The organism is Staphylococcus sp. MI 10-1553, assembly GCF_010365305.1.
In the GTDB taxonomy this organism is placed as follows: Bacteria; Bacillota; Bacilli; order Staphylococcales; family Staphylococcaceae; genus Staphylococcus.
Genome location: NZ_CP048279.1, coordinates 810365 through 830210 on the forward strand (window position 1 = coordinate 810365; position 19846 = coordinate 830210).

A 19846-nucleotide genomic window follows, 5' to 3' on the forward strand; every position below is an offset into this window, starting at 1 on the left:
CCATCCTCTATAGGTGGGTGATGAATGCCGTTCGGTATGAGGGTTACCGTTGGTAACTCGAAAACCGACACGCAAGGCTCATCGCCTTTTTATTTTGTTCTATGTTATAATCAGTCTATATAAGAAGTGAGTTGATATAACATGAAATTAGATACTAATAATCATTCGGTGTTTCTTCTCTATTATCATCTTGTGTTGGTTACTAAATACCGTAGACAAGTGATTGATGATAAAATTTCTGAATTTGCTAAAACAACTTTTGTACGAATTGCAGCGTCTTATCATATTACTCTAGTTGAGTGGAATCATGATAAAGACCATGTTCATATTATGTTCAAAGCACAACCAAAAACAGAATTGACAAAATTCATCAATGCCTATAAAAGTGCCAGTTCGCGTTTGATAAAACGCGACTTTCCAAAAGTAAGACAGTTTCTTTGGAAAGAAATGTTTTGGTCTAGAAGTTTTTGCCTTTTGACAACTGGTGGCGCACCAATTGACGTTATAAAAAAATATATTCAGAATCAAGGTTATAATCATAAATAGAGAGGTGCGTAGCTTATGGAACGACTCAAAGCATATAAATTTAGAATCTATCCAACTGAAGAACAAAAAATTTTCTTCGCTAAGTCTTTCGGTTGTGTCCGTAAGGTCTACAATCTAATGCTTGATGATCGAATGAAAGCTTATGAAGAAACTAAGAATGTTTCTTCTAAAAAAATGAAGTTCCCGACACCAGCTAAATATAAGAATGAATTTCCATTTTTGAAGGAAGTAGATAGCCTTGCCTTGGCTAATGCACAACTCAATTTAGACAAGGCATATAAGAATTTCTTTAGAGATAAATCTGTTGGATTTCCTCGGTTCAAAAGTAAGAAGAATCCCGTTCAAAGCTATACCACTAATAATCAAAATGGCACAATATCCTTGATTGATAATAAATTCATCAAAGTTCCTAAGTTGAAGTCATCAGTTAAAATAAAGCTTCATAGACAACCTAAAGGTATTATCAAATCAGCTACAATATCACGCCGTTCAAGCGGTAAATACTATGTTTCTTTATTGTGCAAAGAAGAAGTTGTCGAGTTTCCTAAAACTAATTCTGCAATTGGAATTGACCTTGGAATCACTCATTTTGCCATTTTTTCTGACGGTCAAAAGATTGATAATAATAAGTTCACTTCGAAAATGGCACAGAAACTAAAACGTGAACAACGTAAGTTGTCGAGACGTGCCCTGTTAGCCAAAAAGAAGGGTATCAATCTCTTTGAAGCCAAAAACTACCAGAAACAAAAACAGAAAGTTGCACGACTACATGAAAAGGTAATGAATCAACGCACTGACTTTCTAAACAAGTTGAGTACAGAGATTATCAAAAATCACGATATTATCTGTATTGAAGACTTAAACACAAAAGGTATGTTGCGAAATCATAAACTGGCTAAAAGCATTTCTGATGTGTCATGGTCTAGCTTTGTGATTAAGCTACAATACAAAGCTGACTGGTATGGACGTGAAATAGTCAAGATTGATAAATGGTTTCCATCAAGTCAAGTCTGTTCAGAGTGCGGACATAATGATGGCAAGAAAAATCTCAAAATTCGAGAATGGTCTTGTCCTATTTGCCATGCTCACCATGACCGAGATATAAACGCGAGCATCAATATTTTGACCGAAGGGCTACGAATGCAAACATTAGCTTAGAAAAGATCGATAACCGTAGGGTCTACGGGGATAGCTTGGTCAATAAGAGAAACCTCTGTTAGTAAAGAAATACACTTACAAGTACGCTCTATTCCCAAGAAGCTCCCACTTCAAGCGTTAAGAACCTTTATGTTTTAGCTAAGTGGTGAGTAGTTCACGAAAATTTGCTATAATAAAAGTAAGCGAATACAAAGGAGGAATTCAAATGATTTTAGGATTAGCGTTAATTCCGTCAAAAGATTTCCAAAGCGAGGTCAACGCTTATCGTAAACGTTATGATAAGCACTACACAATGATTCAACCTCATATTACGATTAAAAGTAATTTTGAAATTGATGAAAAAGATCTTGGTCAAGTTAAAGCTGAAATAGAAAAACGTTTAGAAGGGGCACAACCGGCAGATGTCCATGTATCAAAAGCATCAAACTTTGCACCGATTACAAACGTTATTTATTTTAAAGTAGAGAAAAATACAGCGTTAGAAGATTTATTCAACCGCTTTGATAGCGAAGATTTTTATGGTAAATCAGAACATGCATTTGTACCACACTTTACGATTGCACAAGGTTTAACAAGCCAAGAGTTTGAAGACATTTACGGTCAAGTGCATTTAGCTGGTATTGATCATAAGGAAACGATTGATACATTATCATTAATGCGTTTTAAAGAGGACGCAGAAGAATGGGAAGAAATTGCTACTTTTTCATTATAAGACGTTGTGGTGAGGCGTAAGTGATTCAACAACATGTCTCATTACTTCAAATGTCTTTCTCATTTATGACATGACTGCACGATCACCAAAGTTTTTTAATGAATCAATGCGTTATGTTAATTAAACTAAGTCATTTTTTAGGTGTGTGATGTATAAAATTGTTCGGCCGCCTATCGCATTCTATCAAACTACAGGATATTATAAAATTAACAAAAACATCTGCATTTAATGCACCAACCCCCTTACTTTGGCCGTAGCAAGGGGGTTTTTATTGGTGTGAAAAAGCTATGTAAAATGTATCACGCGCTAACGGATAATATACTATAATAGGTGGTAAGAGAGTTAAACGGAGGAAAAGCAATGTCAATTACTGAAAAACAGCGCCAACAACAAGCGGAATTACATAAAAAATTGTGGTCTATCGCGAATGACTTAAGAGGGAACATGGATGCGAGCGAGTTCCGTAATTATATTTTAGGGCTCATTTTTTATCGTTTCTTATCGGAAAAAGCAGAAGCAGAAGTCGCTGAAGCCTTATCAGGAGAAACACTGTCATACGAAGAAGCATGGGCAGATCCAGAATATCGAGAAGACTTAAAAGGTGAATTGTTAGACACAGTCGGCTACTACATCGAACCGCAAGATTTGTTTAGCACAATGGTGAAGGAAATTGAAAACCAACGTTTTGATATCGAACATTTAGCGAAAGCCATTCGCAAAGTCGAAACGTCAACGCTCGGTCAAGACAGTGAAGAAGATTTCATCGGGCTATTTAGTGATATGGATTTAAGTTCGACACGACTGGGTAATACTGTTAAAGATCGTACAGCATTATTAAGTAAAGTGATGGTGAACTTAGCGGACTTGCCATTTGTACATAGCGACATGGAAATTGACATGTTAGGCGACGCATACGAATATTTAATCGGACGTTTCGCGGCGAGTGCAGGTAAAAAAGCAGGCGAATTCTATACGCCACAACAAGTATCGAAAATTTTAGCGCAAATCGTCACATTAGGAAAAGATAAATTAAGAAATGTATATGATCCCACATGTGGTTCAGGTTCCTTACTGTTACGTGTCGGTAAAGAAACGAAAGTGTACCGTTATAATGGACAAGAACGTAACAACACAACGTACAACTTAGCACGCATGAATATGTTGTTGCATGACGTCCGTTATGAAAACTTTGACATTCAAAACGACGATACACTCGAAAATCCAGCCTTTTTAGGTGAGAAATTCGATGCCGTTGTAGCCAATCCACCATACAGTGCGAAATGGTCAGCCGACAGTAAATTCAATGACGATGACCGTTTCAGTGGTTACGGCAAACTCGCACCGAAATCAAAAGCCGACTTTGCTTTTATCCAACATATGGTGCACTATTTAGATGACGAAGGAACAATGGCAGTCGTCTTACCACATGGCGTCCTGTTCCGTGGTGCAGCAGAGGGTGTCATTCGACAATATCTTATTGAAGAGAAAAATTACTTAGACGCGGTTATTGGCTTACCGGCAAATATTTTCTACGGCACAAGCATTCCGACGTGTATTTTAGTGTTCAAAAAATGTCGTAAATCAGACCACGACGTGTTATTCATCGACGCATCTAACGCATTCGAAAAAGGTAAAAATCAAAACCACTTAAACGACGAACACGTTGAAAAAATCATCGACACATACAAAAACAGAGCAACGATTGATAAATACAGCTATGCCGCAACATTACAAGAAATTGAAGACAATGACTACAACCTCAATATTCCGAGATATGTCGACACTTTTGAAGAGGAAGCACCCATCGACCTCGACCAAATTCAACAAGATATCGTGAAAGTAGATGAAGACATCGCGCAAATCGAACAAGACATCGAGGGCTATTTGAAAGAATTAGGAGTGTTGAAGCATGACTCATCCAAATAAAAATGTACCGGAGTTAAGATTTCCAGGGTTTGAAGGTGAGTGGGAAGAGAAGAAACTAGGAGAAGTTCTAACGGTTCTAGACGGTGACAGGGGAAAAAATTATCCTTCTGGAACAGATTTTTCAGAAATGGAACACACTTTATTTTTAAGTGCAGTTAATGTTACTAAGAATGGTTTTCAATTTAATCAAAGGCAATATATAACTGAAGAAAAGTCACTTTCAATGGGAAATGGAAAATTAGCTGAAAACGATGTGGTTTTAACAACAAGAGGGTCTATTGGTAATGTAGGTTGGTATAATAAAAAAATATATAATAAAATTCCCTTTGCTAGAATTAACTCTGGAATGTTAATTTTAAGAACCAATAACGATAAGAAAGCTCAATTTTTAAGTCATTTTTTAAGAACAACAATAGGTAAAAGAAGAATCCAACTCATTAGCTTTGGTTCAGCACAGCCTCAATTGACAAAAAAAGATATTAAATTATATAAAATGCATTTTCCTAATATAATTGAACAACAAAAAATAGGGGAGTTCTTCAGTAAACTCGACCGTCAAATTGAATTAGAAGAACAAAAGTTAGCATTGTTGGAAGAACAGAAAAAGGGCTATATGCAAAAGATTTTCTCACAAGAACTTCGATTTAAAGATGACAATGGAAATGATTATCCAGAGTGGGAAGAGAAGAAGTTAGGGGAAGTATACAAAGTAACAATGGGTCAAAGTCCTAAAAGTATTAATTATACAGATGATCATAGCTATCCTGTTTTAGTACAAGGAAATGCAGATTTATATAAAGGTAATATTTATCCTAGAATATATACTAAAGAAACTACAAAATTAGTGAAAGACGGAGATATATTGCTAACTGTAAGAGCGCCAGTAGGAGAAGTAGGGATAGCTCAATTTGAAGCATGTATAGGTCGGGGCGTCTGCTCAATAGTAGGGGATAAGTTTATTTATTACCACCTAGAATTTTTTAGCCTTCAAAGTAAATGGCAAAAGTTATCTCAAGGTAGTACATTTGAATCTATTTCAGGAAGCGAAGTTAGAAATGTTGAAGTTTCTATACCAAGTGCAAGTGAGAGAGAAAAGATAAGTCGTTATTTCACCAAATTAGATCAGTTAATTAATCGACAAACTCAAAAAATTGACTTGCTTAAACAGCGCAAGAAAGGCTTCTTACAAAAGATGTTCGTATAAATATAAAATGTTATTAAACAATAGATATTAAGTGAATGAAAAATCAGATAAGGCTGTCTTTATTTTCAAACAGTATTTTACATTTAATAGTATTAAAAATCGAAAAAATCATATTTTGCTACAAATGTATGAGGAAAAGTCATATCAATTAGTATTTTCTAACTCATTAAACTATATGAGGGAAGAAAGCGCATATGGATAAAAGCACAAATAATTTAGTGAAAGTATACTTTATTAAAGCAATGTACTTTTTCCTGGCAGCTTTTGCTAATATACTCACTATAATTCAAACTCAAAACTTTTCTGTTATAATGCTAGGAATTTTCCTATCATTGCACTCCAATAATGATTGATAATGATGTGAAGGTAACCTACAGAAGCGTTACAGTTATTTTAAGGCGGATAGGTTACATTCTGCCGTGTACATTTCTGTTTTTAAATTTATAATGATTATAAGTTTGTGGATCATAAAAAGCTTTTGACATGTTCATATTCAAAAAATCCCTCATTGCATTGGCGCTGCTTTTAACGCTGATTACTGCTCATATTGCAGAACATCATTTTCAAGTATCTCAAGGTGTTAACGATAAAAAAAGCAGCCATACGCGACAAACAAAACGTAAACACGTCATTGAAATTTTACTTAAAGGCCCTGAGTATAGTGCCGCAGTTTATGGAATTTAAACATGTAATGCCTAATATATTGCACGCGTCTTTCTAGCAACAACATATCATCAAAAAATCCCGCTACGTTTGCCCAGCTAAACGAAAGTAACGGGATTTTAGTTTCATTTCTTATAATTTTTGTAAAATGCCTAAGCTTGAGAAAAGAATAGCTACGATAATAACGATGAAAATCGCACGCGTTGAGTTCATGTTTTTACGACCTAATAACCAATAGACACCGAAAACGACTGCTAATGGTACAAGACGTGGTAAAATCATATCTGCATTTTTACTGAAGTTGACAGTGACATCACCAAGTGTTGGCTCAAATGCAAATTTCACACGAATCATTGTCGCAACGAGAGCACCCACCATGAAGACACCCATTAATGTTGCTGCATTCGTTAATGATTCTAAACGGTGTTGCATTGTTGTCACGAGTGAAATCCCTTCTTTATATGCGAATGGCAATTGTTTCCATCTGAAGCCGATAATGAATAAGACTGCAAAGAACCAAAGTAAAATACCGAATGGGTTACCGTCTGCTGCCATGTTTGCTGCGATGGCACCGAAGATGGTTGGAATTAATGAACCGAAAATGGCATCCCCAACTGCCGCGAATGGTCCCATTAAACCGACTTTAATCCCTTTAACAGATTCTTTTGCTTTAAGACCTTCATTTTCTTCCATTGCGATATCAATACCTGTCACAATTGTATTAAAGTAGTTACTTGTATTGAAGAATTGCGCATGTGTACGCATCATTTCTTTTAATTCAGGTGAGTTATCGCCATAGATTTTACGTAATTGCGGCAAAATCGTAAATAAGTAACCAGAACCTTGCATACGCTCGTAGTTCCAACCCCATTGGAAGAATAGTAAACTACGTAAGTTGATTTGACGAAAGTCTTTCTTCGTGAGTTGATATGGTTCTTTAGGGGGACTTCCTGTTAATGTTGGATCTTCAAATGGATTGTTTAATGCTAAAGGTTCTTTTGAATTTTTCGTTTTAGAGTTCGTCATCTTCTATTTCCCCCTCATCATCTACACTTGACTGTTGACGTTGTTGACCCGCATATCTTGGTACTGTTTGCGTGCTACGTTGGTAAGCCATTGTTGCTAAACTGAACCCGATTAAAGCAACTGCAAGCATTGGAAGTGGGCCCATTGCAGCTGTAAAGTTTTTGTCTAAACCAGCGACTGAAGTACCTAAAGTTGTTAAACCACCAAAAATCGTAACGAATAATGCAGTAATGATGAAACCAAGAATAAAGTATGGGTAATGACGTTTTAATGGTAAGTATTTTAATAAGATTGCGAAACCAACAGCTGGTAAAAGGGCACCTGCTAATGTTAAGCCATCACCTAACCATTTTAAGTCAGTGTTTAAGTAATTTACGACCGGCTTAACGATATTGCTACCGAAAGTTAAAGCTAAAAACACAGGAACCGCACGTGATAATGACCACGGAATCGCCCCGTATAAGTAGTTGCGTTCAATGGCACGATAGTCCATTTTTTCAATTTTGCTATCAATACGATGTGCAAAAAATGTGTTAGTGAAACGAGCTAAAATATCAGTTTGAATCATTAAACTCGCTACCGGCACCCCTAAAGTTGCTAACGCTTGTTCTGGATTCATACCAATCGCAACTGAAAAAGCTACCGCTAATACAGTACCTGAGTTGGCATCGATATGAGATGCACCACCAAATGTCCCAACTCCGAGGATTGTTAACTGCATACCGCCCCCAATAATAAGGCCTGTAGTGACATCACCCATAACGAGACCACTGATAAGGCCGGCCATGACAGGTTGTGCTAAAAATCCGAATGATAAGTTATCTAGAATTTGGACACCTGCATAGATTGTTAAAAGTAAAACTTGCCACCATAGAATATCCATCATTTTCAACTCCCTTTATGTTAACGCTTACATCATTTATTTAAACTGAAGCTATATGTGCAGTACATATAGCTTTAGAATAAAACAGTGTCATATTGATTGAATGATTGACGTTGACGCTGTGCAGATTTGTTTCGCGCTTGTAAATGATCGAGTGTAGGTTTTGTTTCAGGCAAAATCTGCAGTTCACCATTTTTCACAAAACCTTCTTCTCTATCCGTCAATGCTTTAATCAATTGTTGCTTTAATTCATTTTTAATCGCTTGATGTTCAGCTTCATGAATTAAGTTATGTTTTTCATGTGGGTCATTTTGATAATGAAACAATTGTTCTATCCCTCTTACTGGATACCATGTGTATTTCCAAGCTTCATTCATAATAAATTGGTTCGAATCTTTACCGAAACTGTGTTCACCATGTAAATATTCGCGTGTCACAAAAGTATCATCATAAAGGGCAGGTTTTAAGCTCACACCATCAATGTTTTTGGGAATGTCGATATTAGCCAAATCTAATAAAGTCGGATAAATATCTCTTAATTCTCCAATTTGATGTAAATCGTGATGCTTTCCTTTTAATAAGTTGCCTTTATCATAAATCATCATCGGAATGTGAATGCTCCCTTGATATGGGTACGCTTTTCTGAATAAATTGTGTTCGCCTAATTGATCGCCATGATCAGATACAAATAAAATGATTGTATTTTTCGCGATTCGTTGTTCATTCAATGCGATAAGGAAACGACCAATTTGGTGATCAATATGTGTGATATTACCGTAATAACCCGCACGCATACGATCCAATTCGTCTTTATGATAATGTCCTTTTTTAGCTGTAATACTAAAAGGTAACGGCTCCTCTATATCTTTCCAGTCACCAATCTCAATCTCCGGAAATGCATCTATTTTATTCATATACATATCAAAATAGTATTGGGGCGGATTGAGTGGCGGGTGAGGGCGTGTAAATGAAAGGTTTAAGAAAAATGGTTTTTCGGGGTCTCTTCTTTGTAAAAAACGAATGCCTTCATGTACAACCCAGTTTGTAGGATGATACTGTTCCTCATACATCCACGGACGTGCGACCCATGAATTCGGCTCGATGCCATCGTCCATTAAATCTGCGCGATGACCTAACTGTTCTTTCAACCACATTAAATAATCGTCAGCATATTCGAAATTTTGACCATACGGTGCGGTGTACTGACGTGCTTCATGAAGATAACCATCATGCAACATTACATGATCAAAGCCAATACGTTTTCGTTCAGGTGTAACATGTAACTTTCCCACTGCCTCTGTTTGATAGCCTGCAATTCTAAAACTATCTGCCATAAATTGTTCGTAAGCCCAGTCCACATTGTCTTCATAACCGACCCGACCATGATTCGCTTGTGTCAAACCCGTCATCAGTGCTGCACGACTTGCGATACAACTTGGCACAGCAGTATACATTTGATTGAAATGATAACCTTGAGATGCCAACATATCCAAATGTGGCGTTGAAACGACAGGGTGATGATGATGACCTAATGTGTCAAAGCGCAGTTGATCTACACAAATGAGGATGATATTTGGTTGTTGTGTATCCATCCAATCTCTCCTTTCTCTATTTAATTTAAAAATAGCACTAATGGTACGTATTGACAATATGACCAATTTTAAAGGGAATAAGTGAATGATGGGGCTGCTAATGTAAGCGCTTACTTAATTATAAGGCATTTCAGCTTGTCATGAGTGGTTATGACAAGTTTTGAAAATTTTCGAAAGAATTGTTAGAGTTCAATGTTAACTATTAAATGATGTCTTTTAGTATGGACATAATAAAAAAAGAAAAAGTTAAGAAGGATTATAAAATCAAATAGTTCTATGCACTCTAAAAAGTAAAATAAGAAACTTTGTATTGACTTTAAAAAAGGATGAGCACCGCTTTGTATGGTATAATATATCTTTGTATAGTATTAAGTGTTTGGCTAGGATTAGTTAAAAATTATTGTTCACTGAACTATTAGTTTATACATATGGTAATGTGTGATTTTTGATTCGCTTTTTATAATGTAACAATAACGAGTGATTAAAGGGGGAGGAAATTGTTGAAAGAATTAACAGAGATTACAAGTTTCGTTGGAATAAATTTTTCAACTGATCCTTTATATGCCAAAATCGAAAATACGGTTGTTATAGCCAAACACATCGACAATCCGCAAGGCCACTATGCATTATTTAATGAATGTATGGGATATGCACTCGCTAAGAAAATGAAGATTCCAACGCCAGAATTTGGATGTGCAATATTTGTAGCAGGAAAAACTATAAATTATATTGCATCTGAATATAGAATTAATCATAATGATCTTTTTACGTATACCGTTATGGAGAATTCAGTAGTTCCGATAGAAAACCCGATGCTGACAATGTCAATAGGTGAAAAAGAGATTGTAAAACTGATAATTTTCGATGTTATTATAACAAATCTTGATAGAAATAAAGGAAACTTACTCATAAAAATGCCTAAAAAAGGAGAAGAGCCGCGTTTATTTCCTATTGATTACACTCACATTTTTCCTGGGCAATGTATTTGGTTTGATGTCTTGAAGCGACCGTTTCCTAGTACTAAGAAAATTGTTGAACAAATTTTTGAGCACGGAGGACATCAAAATTTAATTGAAAATAGAAATTTTGATGCTATGCTAATAGACGAAGTAGCTCACGAGTTTAAAGTGAAATTACAGGGTATTGACATTTCCAGTATAATAGAAAGCGTACCTCAAATACTTCTAAGCCGTTTTGAAAAGAATGATATCGAGAATCTAAAGAAATACTTAACAAGAAACATTGAAGAATATGATGATATAATTAAAGAAATTAAGCAATATTTAGTGAGGTGAGCAATATGTATAAAGTAAAATACGCAAGTTTAAATTATTATCCTGATGTTTTATTGATTTCAAATATAGCTGTTGCAGTTGTCTTTCAGGTAGATGGAACTTCTTATCATAAGAATCACTTTAATATTATGCCAAAAATAAATAAACTTTTTACATTTGATGACGAACTTAATCCGAAATTCACTAAATTATTGTTAAATTCTATTAAAGAAAGCGTATTGAATTTTAAAGGAGAGTTATCTGACTTTACCTTCAATTATGTGAATAATTTCAAATTCACGAGTATCGAATCTCAAACATTTAATGATTTAAAACAAGTCGAAAAGTTCATTGAAAATACGACGCGGTATATATTGCATACTTCAATGAATGAAGATAAAAAAATGACAGAAGATGAAAAGAAAGAATATATCACGACTTATCTTAAACAAAGATTTGCGAAAGTAAGAAAATCATATAGAGTCATTGGCAAAAATAAGAAAGATAACATAACATTTGATTTCATGGCTGTAGATGAAAGTGGGCAAAATATCGGATTTAAAATCATAAATAAATCAAATCAAGCCATGTACAGTATTCGTTCTTTTGCCATGCACGCCATGATTAATAAAGAAAATTTGACATTTATTTTAGATGAAGATATGAATGATGAAAAAGCGTTTGTTAAAGATTTAAAACAGCCCAATATTATAGCGTTAGATAAAAATGAACTTATAACATTAAATTAATTTTTTACCGTACTTTTTTGGTACGGTTTTTTTAGTGCGCCCGGCATGGGTAACATCTTGACGGTGAAAGTCCGTTACAGGCTTGGTAGTAGGAACTGTTAGCGAAAGACAAGGGTGTCCATTGCGAAATGGAATCTGAAGGAAGTCGGACGCAAACACTCGCACTGACGAACAGAAACATCATACTAAGGCTGTGTAGAATGGATGAATCTGCTAAACAAGATGAAGTCCGATACTACCCGAGTTCTATATAGTAAATGATGCGGTGACATGAGTGGAAAGAGGTTACACCTTACCCGGGGAGGTCTCATCAGCGGTATTTTTACCGTAGTAACAACGAATGATGAGAGGTCAGCAGAAGTCATAGTAGGGAAAATGTACCGAAGGACTGAACAATATTCAATACAAAGTAAAGATTGGAGGTTATAGATTTACGACGTACAGAATACGGTTTTAACCGGCAACTTATGGAAGGATAAGTAGTGGAACGAAAAAGAATACATAAGTGTGTACAGTAAATCTTAGGTGAAATGAAAGAAATGTATCGTAAGTCTTCATCTCTGATGGAGCTTGTTGTAAGACCTGACAACATAGAAAAAGCTATCAAGAAGGTAAAGAAAAACAAAGGTGCTCCTGGAATTGACGGCATGAAAGTCAGTGAACTCCATGCCCACTTTGCGCAATACTTTTCGCAGATAAAAAAGAAACTGCTTGATGGTACTTATCAACCTCAAGCAGTTCGAAAAGTTCAAATTCCCAAACCAAACGGGGAAATGCGTGTGCTTGGTATTCCTGTCGCTAGAGACAGAGTGATACAACAAGCGATTAGACAAGTGATTGAACCAGGCATCGACCGAACATTTTCAAATCATAGCCATGGTTTGTGATTTGAAACAGTGCTTTGACATGTTGAATCATGATAAGCTCATGTATTTGTTCGAACGTCATGTTCAAGATAAGTCAATTTCTAAATTTATCCGTAGAAGTTTACAAGTGGGTGCTATTGACCTATCTGGCGAAGTCGCAGAAAGAAAGATAGGTGCACCACAAGGGGGCGTTATCTCTCCCTTACTATGTAATATCTATCTACATGAACTGGATAAAGAACTCGAAAAGCGTGGACACCGTTTTGTACGATATGCCGATGATTTTGTTATCTTTGTACGCACAAAACGTGCAGGTGAACGCGTAATGACGAGTGTAACGAAATTTATTGAAAAGCAACTGAAGTTGGTTGTCAATGAAGAGAAAAGTAGAGTCGGAGCAGTTACACGTTTAAAGTTTTTGAGTTGTCTAATAACCAAGGTCAATGGGGTTTATCGTTTCAGACCGACTACGGAAGCAAAAAGAAATTTAATACGCGCCTTAAGGAAAATAACGAAACGAAATAGACCCGGTACCTTTAAAGAGATTATCACTGAAATCAACCAAGTAACACGAGGTTGGATAAATTACTTTGGCAGAGGTTTTATCAAAGGATTTATTGAAACCACGCAATCTTGGCTAAACCGCCGACTTAGACAACTCATTCTTAAACGGTGGAAAAGAGTAAGAACTCAATATAAGATGTTACGCCAATATGGTCTTGACCATAGAAGTGCAATGAAAATCGCACAGTCTCGCAAAAAGTACTGGCGATTATCGAATACGCACGAGGTTCATCGTGCACTTACAACAAAACAACTCTACAAGTGGGGACTGATACCATTAGCCCAGCTTGCAGAGTTGGCTTACGCAAGGTATTGAACCGCCGAGTACGGAACCGTATGCTCGGTGGTGTGAGAGGACGAATAGTCAGTTAATGACTATTCTCCTACTCGATTGTCCAATAGAAATAAGCAAAACTGAAAAGCGAGGTTTAAGTACGCAATGACCGTAACCTCGCTTTTAAAATATATTTAATTGTATTTTAATATGCCTGCCGTTGTTTGATGAAATACACGCCATAAAAGAAGGCTAAGAAAAAGATAAGGAGTGCCGCGAAATAAAATGTAAATATGGGACTGCCCATAAATTGAGATATTGGACCGCCGAATAATGGTCCGAGCATGGCACCAAAACCTTGGATACTGTTGATGACGCCCCAAGTTTCTTCTTGTTCACTTGGATGAATGAATTGTGCCATAAATGTATTCCATGTCGGTAAAAGTAACCCGTACAGTAAGCCGATAAATAGCGCGATAATCCAGACGATGACAATTTGTTGAATCAATGTTAATGCGAAAATTGCTAAGCCATAAATGATAAAACCAACGAAAATCACACTATACATAAAGCGTGTAGAATAGGCATCAATCATTTTAGACAAAAACAGCATCGAAATCGTACAACCCATACCGCCAATCACAATAGCAACCGTATATTCAACGGTACTTACACCGACGATATCCACGGCATATTGAGGCAATACAGGAATGAGCGCACTGATCGCAATCCCTTGAAGTAAAATCCCTGGAAAGAGCACAAGATGACGCTGTGATACGCTCACAATTTGTTTAAGCTGTTGTTTTACATTTTTCGTATTGTAATCCGTTAATTTGACTTTAACAAAATAATAAAGCACAAAAGCAATCGCTACGCAAAGGGTCATCAAAAAGTTGAAATGTGTCGGATGTGCTTTGAAAATTAAATTCATCCCAATCATGCCGGCTAACATCCCAGCAAGCCATGCAAAATAAACGTAACCCATCTGTGTGCCACGTTTGCTTTCGTCTACACTGGCGAGCATGATGACCCATATTGGACAGACGGCAACACCGAGCATGACAGCACTTAAAATAAGAATCATCGGCGAGGTCGGCATCCAAATAATTAAAATGAGACTCACTAAAGCGAGAAAAAAGCCCGAAGTGAGTACAACTTTAGCGCCAAAACGTTTCAACACAAAGCCAACGAAAAAGTTTGTTATTGAGTCAGAGATAAAATGTATGGAAATTGCAATTGAAGTAATACTAACGGCAATGGTTGTTGCTGTTGGTAATAAAGGTAAATAACTTAAAACAAACATTCCTCTTGCAAATTCCATCAGAAATAAAATGACTAATAGGATATAGAAATTCCGCATAGCCATCTTATTTGACAAGTAGTTTTGCATATAAAGGCACCTTTCCATATACAGTTTCGAATGTTGAAGCGTTGTAAAGTAAATCTAACAAGTCTTGGCATAAACGTTTCGTCGCGTGCGGTTGACGGGCTTCACTCATATTATGAATCATTTGGTCGATTTCGTTTGAGTGACGTGTTAAATGCGTAACAATATCAATCGCCTCTGTAGGTGTGTTCGCAGTTTTCCCAAAACCTTTTTGTTCAAAATAGAGCGCGTTTTCTAATTCTTGACCTGGCGCAGGATTCAAGAAAATCATTGGTATTTTTCGGGTTAACGCTTCTGAAATCGTAATGCCACCTGGTTTCGTAATCATTAAATGACTGGCCGCCATCCATTCATTCATATGTGTCGTATAACCTAAAATAAGCACGTTAGGATTGTCTTTAAACGCAGCGGACAATTGACGTTTCAGTTCTTTGCTATGACCACATATCATGACGACTTGTGCATTCTGACTTTCATCAAGTATACGTTGAATCATTTCGTCAAATCCTTTAGACACACCAAAAGCACCCGCCGACATTAAGATGGTTTGCGCTTCGGGGTCAAGGTGATGTTGACGTAACCAAGCTACGCGATCAATCGGTTCTTCAAATTGTTCGGAAATAGGAATACCCGTTACTTTAATGCGATCACTTGGAATGCCCACTGATTTAAATTCTTGCTTCAAATCATGTGTGGCTAAATAATAGCGCTCAGAATTCGGTGTAATCCAGTTTTTGTGCATACGATAATCCGTCATGACTGTCGCAATCGGAATATTCATATTAAACTGCTCGGTCAATACAGACATGACTGGTGTAGGGAAAGTTACCAAAATTAAATCTGGCTTTTCTTTTAATAGTAAGTTGAGTAATTTATTTAAACCGTAATATTTATAGAAGCACTTATCTAATTGATCAGGGCGACTATAATAAAATGCTTTATACATACGGCGGAAATACTTAAAACTATTGATGTACCACTTTTTAGTAATCGTTGTCATAATCGGATGTGCTTCTAAAAACAAATCACGTTGTATGACTGTCAGATTGTCAAGATTCATTTGATTCAACTGTTCAACAATACTGTTCGTCACTTGAATATGGCCGTTGCCGAATGAACCGGTGATAATCAATATTTTTTTCTTTTCAGTGATCATGAAAGCCACCCTCCGAGATATTGAGACTTTAACTGGTTCTATGCTAGTGTACCGCAATTTGTACGTCTTGTGAAAAGTTAAAGGTATTTCTTACAAAACGAAAACAATATTAAAATCATTTTGACTGTACACCTTGTTGTAAAAGATGAGAAAATGTGTATACGCTACCCATATTTTACGGTAAATTCATTATATTATCTTAATATACTCCATAGATAGGCACAATAGTGATTTACATATTTCAGTCTTGAGATGTAAGAAAGAATAAAATAATATTTAAATCAATATACCCGCTAATTAAATTTTCAATCGTATTTGACTGATAAAAAGCAGTTGTCGCGCTATAAAAATACGTGACATTTAATAGGATTTCAAGCAAAAAAGTGTATAATAAATGAGTGTATATATAAAGGAGAGATGTCTGTGAATGCACAACAATTATTTGATGATATTTTAATTAAACAGGTCATAGGACGTTTAGATATTGAAGTGGATGATATTACGACAGATTCGCGTCAAGCAAAGGCTGGCAGTATCTTTGTCGCATCAAAAGGCTATACCGTCGATAGTCATCGTTTTGCGCAAGACGTCGTAGAACAAGGATGTCAGATTGTTGTTGTGAATCGAGTACTTGAATTACAAGGTGACGTCACACAAGTGGTTGTGCCAGATACGTTACGTGTAGCGAGTCATTTAGTGCATCATTTGTATGGATTTCCAAGCAAGCAACTGACGACGATTGGTGTCACAGGTACAAATGGTAAGACATCAATTGCGACGATGATTCATCACATTTATCGAAAGTTAGGCAAAGGCAGTGCGTATTTAGGTACGAATGGCTTTCAAATTAACGAAACAGTGACAAAAGGCGTGAACACAACACCAGAAACCGTTGTATTAACGAAGAAGATTCATGAAGCGGTAGAAGCAGGGGCTGAAGCGATGACGTTAGAAGTGTCGTCGCATGGGCTCAGCTTAGGACGTCTGAGTGGCGTTGAATTTGACGTTGCGATATTTTCAAATTTAACACAAGATCATCTTGATTTTCATGGCACAATGGAGGCGTATGGTCATGCGAAATCGTTGTTATTTAGTCAACTCGGTCAAGATCTGAGTCGTGATAAATACGTCATTATTAACGCAGACGATGTATTTTCTAATTATTTAAAATCAGTTACACCGTACGAAAGTTTAACATATGGCATTGAACAAGAGGCACAGTTCATGGCAACAAACATTCATGAATCTTTACAAGGCGTGACGTTTGATTTTGTAACACCTTTTGGTACATATCCAGTACGTTCACCGTACATCGGTCGATTCAACATTGCGAACTTAATGGCAGCAATGTTAGGTGTATGGGTGAAAGGTGCGCCACTAGAAACGGTGACACAAGTCGTCGCTGATTTAGAACCGGTAGAAGGACGTTTAGAAGTGCTCGATCCATCATTGCCAATTGATTTAATTATTGACTATGCGCATACAGCAGATGGTATGTCGAAATTGATTGATGCAGTCGAACCGTTCGTTAAGCAAAAACTCATTTTCCTAGTCGGTATGGCTGGAGAACGTGACTTAACGAAAACGCCTGAAATGGGGCGTGTTGCTTCACGTGCAGATTATGTCATTTTCACACCGGATAACCCGGCAAATGATGATCCAAAAATGTTGACGGCTGAACTTGCGAAAGGTGCGACACATGATCATTATGTGGAATTTACAGACCGCGCAGAAGGTATACGACATGCGATTGAAGTGGCAGAACCAGGTGATACCGTCGTACTTGCCTCTAAAGGACGTGAACCGTATCAAATTATGCCAGGTCATGTCAAAGTGCCTCATCGTGATGATTTAATCGGGTTAGAAGCAGCATATCAAAAATTCGGTGGAGGTCCAAATGAAGATTAGGGAAAGTCACAGTGAAAATTATTCAGCAAAAGTTTGGTTATATCACAATCAAAAAGAACATTATATCGTCGTATCGATTCCAGATTTGTACTGGTCGATTCAAATAGAAGATACATTATACGGTGAAGAATTAACGGAACATTTATTCATGCATTTATTTAATGTGATAGATGAGGAAGAAGCACAAATTTTAGCATTACGTATCACAAGATGGTTACAAGAAGTTTGATGAATTAAAGGAGACATACAATGAGTATTAAAAAAGAAGTAGAATCCCGCAAGACGTTTGCGATTATTTCTCACCCTGATGCGGGGAAAACGACATTAACTGAAAAACTGTTGTACTTTAGTGGTGCGATTCGTGAAGCAGGGACAGTAAAAGGGAAGAAAACAGGTAAATTTGCGACAAGTGACTGGATGAAAGTTGAACAAGAACGTGGGATTTCGGTTACAAGTTCTGTGATGCAGTTTGATTACGATGATTTTAAGATTAACATTTTAGATACACCAGGGCATGAAGATTTCTCTGAAGATACGTATCGAACGTTAATGGCGGTCGATAGTGCGGTCATGGTCATTGACTGTGCAAAAGGGATTGAGCCACAAACGTTAAAGTTGTTCAAAGTATGTAAAATGCGTGGTATTCCTATTTTTACATTTATTAACAAACTTGACCGTGTTGGGAAAGAACCGTTCGATTTATTAGATGAAATTGAATCAACACTCGGTATTGAAACGTATCCGATGAACTGGCCGATTGGAATGGGGCAAAACTTCTTCGGGATTATTGACCGAGAAGGACGTACGATTGAACCGTTCCGCGATGAAGAAAACATTTTGCATATTAATGAAGATTATGAATTAGAAGAGGCTCATGACATTGCGAATGATAGTATTTTTACGCAAGCGATTGAAGAGTTGATGCTCGTGGATGAAGCAGGTGAGTCATTTGATAACGATGCGTTAATGCGCGGAGATTTAACACCGGTCTTTTTCGGCTCAGCATTGGCGAATTTCGGGGTTCAAAATTTCTTGAATGCGTATGTTGACCATGCACCGATGCCACACGCACGTCAAACGGATGAAGAGGTTGAGGTGAGCCCGTTCGATACAGATTTTTCAGGTTTTATCTTTAAAATCCAAGCGAACATGGACCCGAAACACCGTGACCGTATTGCCTTTATGCGTGTTGTGAGTGGCGCATTCGAACGTGGCATGGACGTGACATTACAACGTACGGGTAAAAAACAGAAAATCACACGTTCAACAAGTTTTATGGCCGATGACAAATCGACAGTGAATCATGCTGTAGCGGGTGATATTATCGGTTTATATGATACAGGGAATTACCAAATTGGGGATACACTTGTTTCAGGTAACCAAAAGTTCCATTTCAAAGCACTGCCTCAGTTTACACCTGAAATTTTCATGAAAGTATCGCCGAAAAACGTAATGAAACAGAAACATTTCCATAAAGGGATTGAACAGCTCGTGCAAGAAGGGGCGATTCAATATTATAAATCACCACATACGAACCAAATCATTTTAGGCGCAGTAGGACAACTCCAATTTGAAGTGTTCGAACATCGCATGAACAATGAATATAATGTCGATGTCGTGATGGAACCTGTCGGCAAAAAAATCGCGCGTTGGATTGAAAATGAAGAAGACGTGCAAGATAAGATGAGTACGAGTCGTTCGATTTTAGTAAATGACCGTTATGATAATAAAGTCTTCTTATTTGAAAATGATTTTGCGACACGTTGGTTTGAAGAAAAATTCCCAGAAATTAAACTGTATAGCTTGTTATAATTGATTGAAATACAAATGATAGATTACGAATAAACGATGAAAAAGCGGATTTTGCGTCGAATTGGTGCACAGTTCGCTTTTTTATTTTTTGAAGGTGTTGTGTAAACAATAAAAATCGAGATGCGTTGATTATTAATATTTTTTAA

16 protein-coding genes and 1 pseudogene are annotated in these 19846 nt (G+C 36.8%); 12 read left to right on the forward strand and 5 right to left on the reverse strand.

The annotated features are described in order from the left end of the window. Positions 1–141: 141 nt before the first annotated feature. The 6 genes from tnpA to GZH82_RS03525 all read left to right on the forward strand — a co-directional run bounded on the left by tnpA (position 142) and on the right by GZH82_RS03525 (position 6230). On the forward strand, positions 142–546 hold the full coding sequence (gene tnpA, locus GZH82_RS03500) for an IS200/IS605 family transposase (protein ID WP_162680810.1): 405 nt from the start codon (positions 142–144) through the stop codon (positions 544–546). Positions 547–561: 15 nt separating this feature from the next. After that, the gene (gene tnpB, locus GZH82_RS03505; RefSeq protein ID WP_162681057.1) at positions 562–1704 is read left to right on the forward strand and encodes an IS200/IS605 family element RNA-guided endonuclease TnpB; all 1143 of its coding nucleotides are present in this window, start codon (positions 562–564) and stop codon (positions 1702–1704) included. A 205-nt stretch (positions 1705–1909) separates the two neighbouring features. Then, complete coding sequence (locus GZH82_RS03510; RefSeq protein ID WP_162681334.1) at positions 1910–2416, forward strand: 2'-5' RNA ligase family protein; 507 nt, start codon at positions 1910–1912, stop codon at positions 2414–2416. A gap of 360 nt (positions 2417–2776) precedes the next feature. After that, entirely contained in the window at positions 2777–4342 is a 1566-nt protein-coding gene (locus GZH82_RS03515; protein WP_162681335.1) for a type I restriction-modification system subunit M, read from the forward strand. Continuing rightward, entirely contained in the window at positions 4326–5546 is a 1221-nt protein-coding gene (locus GZH82_RS03520) for a restriction endonuclease subunit S (protein WP_162681336.1), read from the forward strand. Before GZH82_RS03515 ends, GZH82_RS03520 begins: the two co-directional genes overlap by 17 nt. A 483-nt stretch (positions 5547–6029) precedes the next feature. Continuing rightward, positions 6030–6230, forward strand: a complete 201-nt coding sequence (locus GZH82_RS03525) for a hypothetical protein (protein WP_162681337.1) — start codon at positions 6030–6032, stop codon at positions 6228–6230. 111 nt (positions 6231–6341) lie between these two features. On the opposite strand, the gene GZH82_RS03530 is transcribed toward GZH82_RS03525, so the two are convergent. The 3 genes from GZH82_RS03530 to GZH82_RS03540 form a co-directional block, all read right to left on the reverse strand. Further along, entirely contained in the window at positions 6342–7235 is an 894-nt protein-coding gene (locus tag GZH82_RS03530) for a PTS system mannose/fructose/sorbose family transporter subunit IID (RefSeq protein ID WP_162681338.1), read from the reverse strand. After that, positions 7222–8118, reverse strand: a complete 897-nt coding sequence (locus GZH82_RS03535; RefSeq protein ID WP_162682988.1) for a PTS mannose/fructose/sorbose/N-acetylgalactosamine transporter subunit IIC — start codon at positions 8116–8118, stop codon at positions 7222–7224. Before GZH82_RS03535 ends, GZH82_RS03530 begins: the two co-directional genes overlap by 14 nt. Before the next feature lie 74 nt (positions 8119–8192). Next, a complete protein-coding gene (locus tag GZH82_RS03540; RefSeq protein ID WP_162681339.1) occupies positions 8193–9710 on the reverse strand; it encodes an arylsulfatase in 1518 nt (505 codons plus the stop codon). A gap of 500 nt (positions 9711–10210) precedes the next feature. Between GZH82_RS03540 and GZH82_RS03545 the strand changes: the two genes are divergently transcribed. From GZH82_RS03545 to GZH82_RS03555, 3 genes and pseudogenes are all read left to right on the forward strand, one after another. After that, entirely contained in the window at positions 10211–11005 is a 795-nt protein-coding gene (locus GZH82_RS03545; RefSeq protein ID WP_238989633.1) for a protein kinase family protein, read from the forward strand. Positions 11006–11010: 5 nt separating this feature from the next. Beyond that, the gene (locus GZH82_RS03550) at positions 11011–11733 is read left to right on the forward strand and encodes a hypothetical protein (protein WP_162681341.1); all 723 of its coding nucleotides are present in this window, start codon (positions 11011–11013) and stop codon (positions 11731–11733) included. Between the two features lie 539 nt (positions 11734–12272). Continuing rightward, positions 12273–13479: pseudogene (locus GZH82_RS03555) on the forward strand (group II intron reverse transcriptase/maturase). Between the two features lie 163 nt (positions 13480–13642). Here the strand turns inward: GZH82_RS03555 and ltaA are convergent. Both ltaA and GZH82_RS03565 read right to left on the reverse strand, forming a co-directional pair. Continuing rightward, a complete protein-coding gene (ltaA, locus tag GZH82_RS03560) occupies positions 13643–14827 on the reverse strand; it encodes a lipoteichoic acid biosynthesis MFS flippase LtaA (protein WP_162681342.1) in 1185 nt (394 codons plus the stop codon). Then, the gene (locus GZH82_RS03565) at positions 14805–15980 is read right to left on the reverse strand and encodes a diglucosyl diacylglycerol synthase (RefSeq protein ID WP_162681343.1); all 1176 of its coding nucleotides are present in this window, start codon (positions 15978–15980) and stop codon (positions 14805–14807) included. Before GZH82_RS03565 ends, ltaA begins: the two co-directional genes overlap by 23 nt. A gap of 423 nt (positions 15981–16403) precedes the next feature. Between GZH82_RS03565 and GZH82_RS03570 the strand changes: the two genes are divergently transcribed. From GZH82_RS03570 to GZH82_RS03580, 3 genes are read left to right on the forward strand one after another with little or no spacing between them, the layout of a single operon-like run. Next, complete coding sequence (locus GZH82_RS03570) at positions 16404–17888, forward strand: UDP-N-acetylmuramoyl-L-alanyl-D-glutamate--L-lysine ligase (RefSeq protein ID WP_162681344.1); 1485 nt, start codon at positions 16404–16406, stop codon at positions 17886–17888. Next, a complete protein-coding gene (locus GZH82_RS03575) occupies positions 17878–18117 on the forward strand; it encodes a YueH family protein (RefSeq protein ID WP_162681345.1) in 240 nt (79 codons plus the stop codon). Before GZH82_RS03570 ends, GZH82_RS03575 begins: the two co-directional genes overlap by 11 nt. 20 nt (positions 18118–18137) lie before the next feature. After that, positions 18138–19700: a peptide chain release factor 3 gene (locus GZH82_RS03580; protein WP_162681346.1), complete on the forward strand. Its 1563-nt coding sequence runs from the start codon at positions 18138–18140 to the stop codon at positions 19698–19700. Positions 19701–19846: the final 146 nt, after the last annotated feature.

What these genes read in the sequence shown, in the direction of transcription:
- tnpA (WP_162680810.1), top strand. Translation starts at nt 142, where the DNA reads ATGAAATTAGATACTAATAATCATTCGGTGTTTCTTCTCTATTATCAT.
- tnpB (WP_162681057.1), top strand. Translation starts at nt 562, where the DNA reads ATGGAACGACTCAAAGCATATAAATTTAGAATCTATCCAACTGAAGAA.
- GZH82_RS03510 (WP_162681334.1), top strand. Translation starts at nt 1,910, where the DNA reads ATGATTTTAGGATTAGCGTTAATTCCGTCAAAAGATTTCCAAAGCGAG.
- GZH82_RS03515 (WP_162681335.1), top strand. Translation starts at nt 2,777, where the DNA reads ATGTCAATTACTGAAAAACAGCGCCAACAACAAGCGGAATTACATAAA.
- GZH82_RS03520 (WP_162681336.1), top strand. Translation starts at nt 4,326, where the DNA reads ATGACTCATCCAAATAAAAATGTACCGGAGTTAAGATTTCCAGGGTTT.
- GZH82_RS03525 (WP_162681337.1), top strand. Translation starts at nt 6,030, where the DNA reads ATGTTCATATTCAAAAAATCCCTCATTGCATTGGCGCTGCTTTTAACG.
- GZH82_RS03530 (WP_162681338.1), bottom strand. Translation starts at nt 7,235, where the DNA reads ATGACGAACTCTAAAACGAAAAATTCAAAAGAACCTTTAGCATTAAAC.
- GZH82_RS03535 (WP_162682988.1), bottom strand. Translation starts at nt 8,118, where the DNA reads ATGGATATTCTATGGTGGCAAGTTTTACTTTTAACAATCTATGCAGGT.
- GZH82_RS03540 (WP_162681339.1), bottom strand. Translation starts at nt 9,710, where the DNA reads ATGGATACACAACAACCAAATATCATCCTCATTTGTGTAGATCAACTG.
- GZH82_RS03550 (WP_162681341.1), top strand. Translation starts at nt 11,011, where the DNA reads ATGTATAAAGTAAAATACGCAAGTTTAAATTATTATCCTGATGTTTTA.
- ltaA (WP_162681342.1), bottom strand. Translation starts at nt 14,827, where the DNA reads ATGCAAAACTACTTGTCAAATAAGATGGCTATGCGGAATTTCTATATC.
- GZH82_RS03565 (WP_162681343.1), bottom strand. Translation starts at nt 15,980, where the DNA reads ATGATCACTGAAAAGAAAAAAATATTGATTATCACCGGTTCATTCGGC.
- GZH82_RS03575 (WP_162681345.1), top strand. Translation starts at nt 17,878, where the DNA reads ATGAAGATTAGGGAAAGTCACAGTGAAAATTATTCAGCAAAAGTTTGG.
- GZH82_RS03580 (WP_162681346.1), top strand. Translation starts at nt 18,138, where the DNA reads ATGAGTATTAAAAAAGAAGTAGAATCCCGCAAGACGTTTGCGATTATT.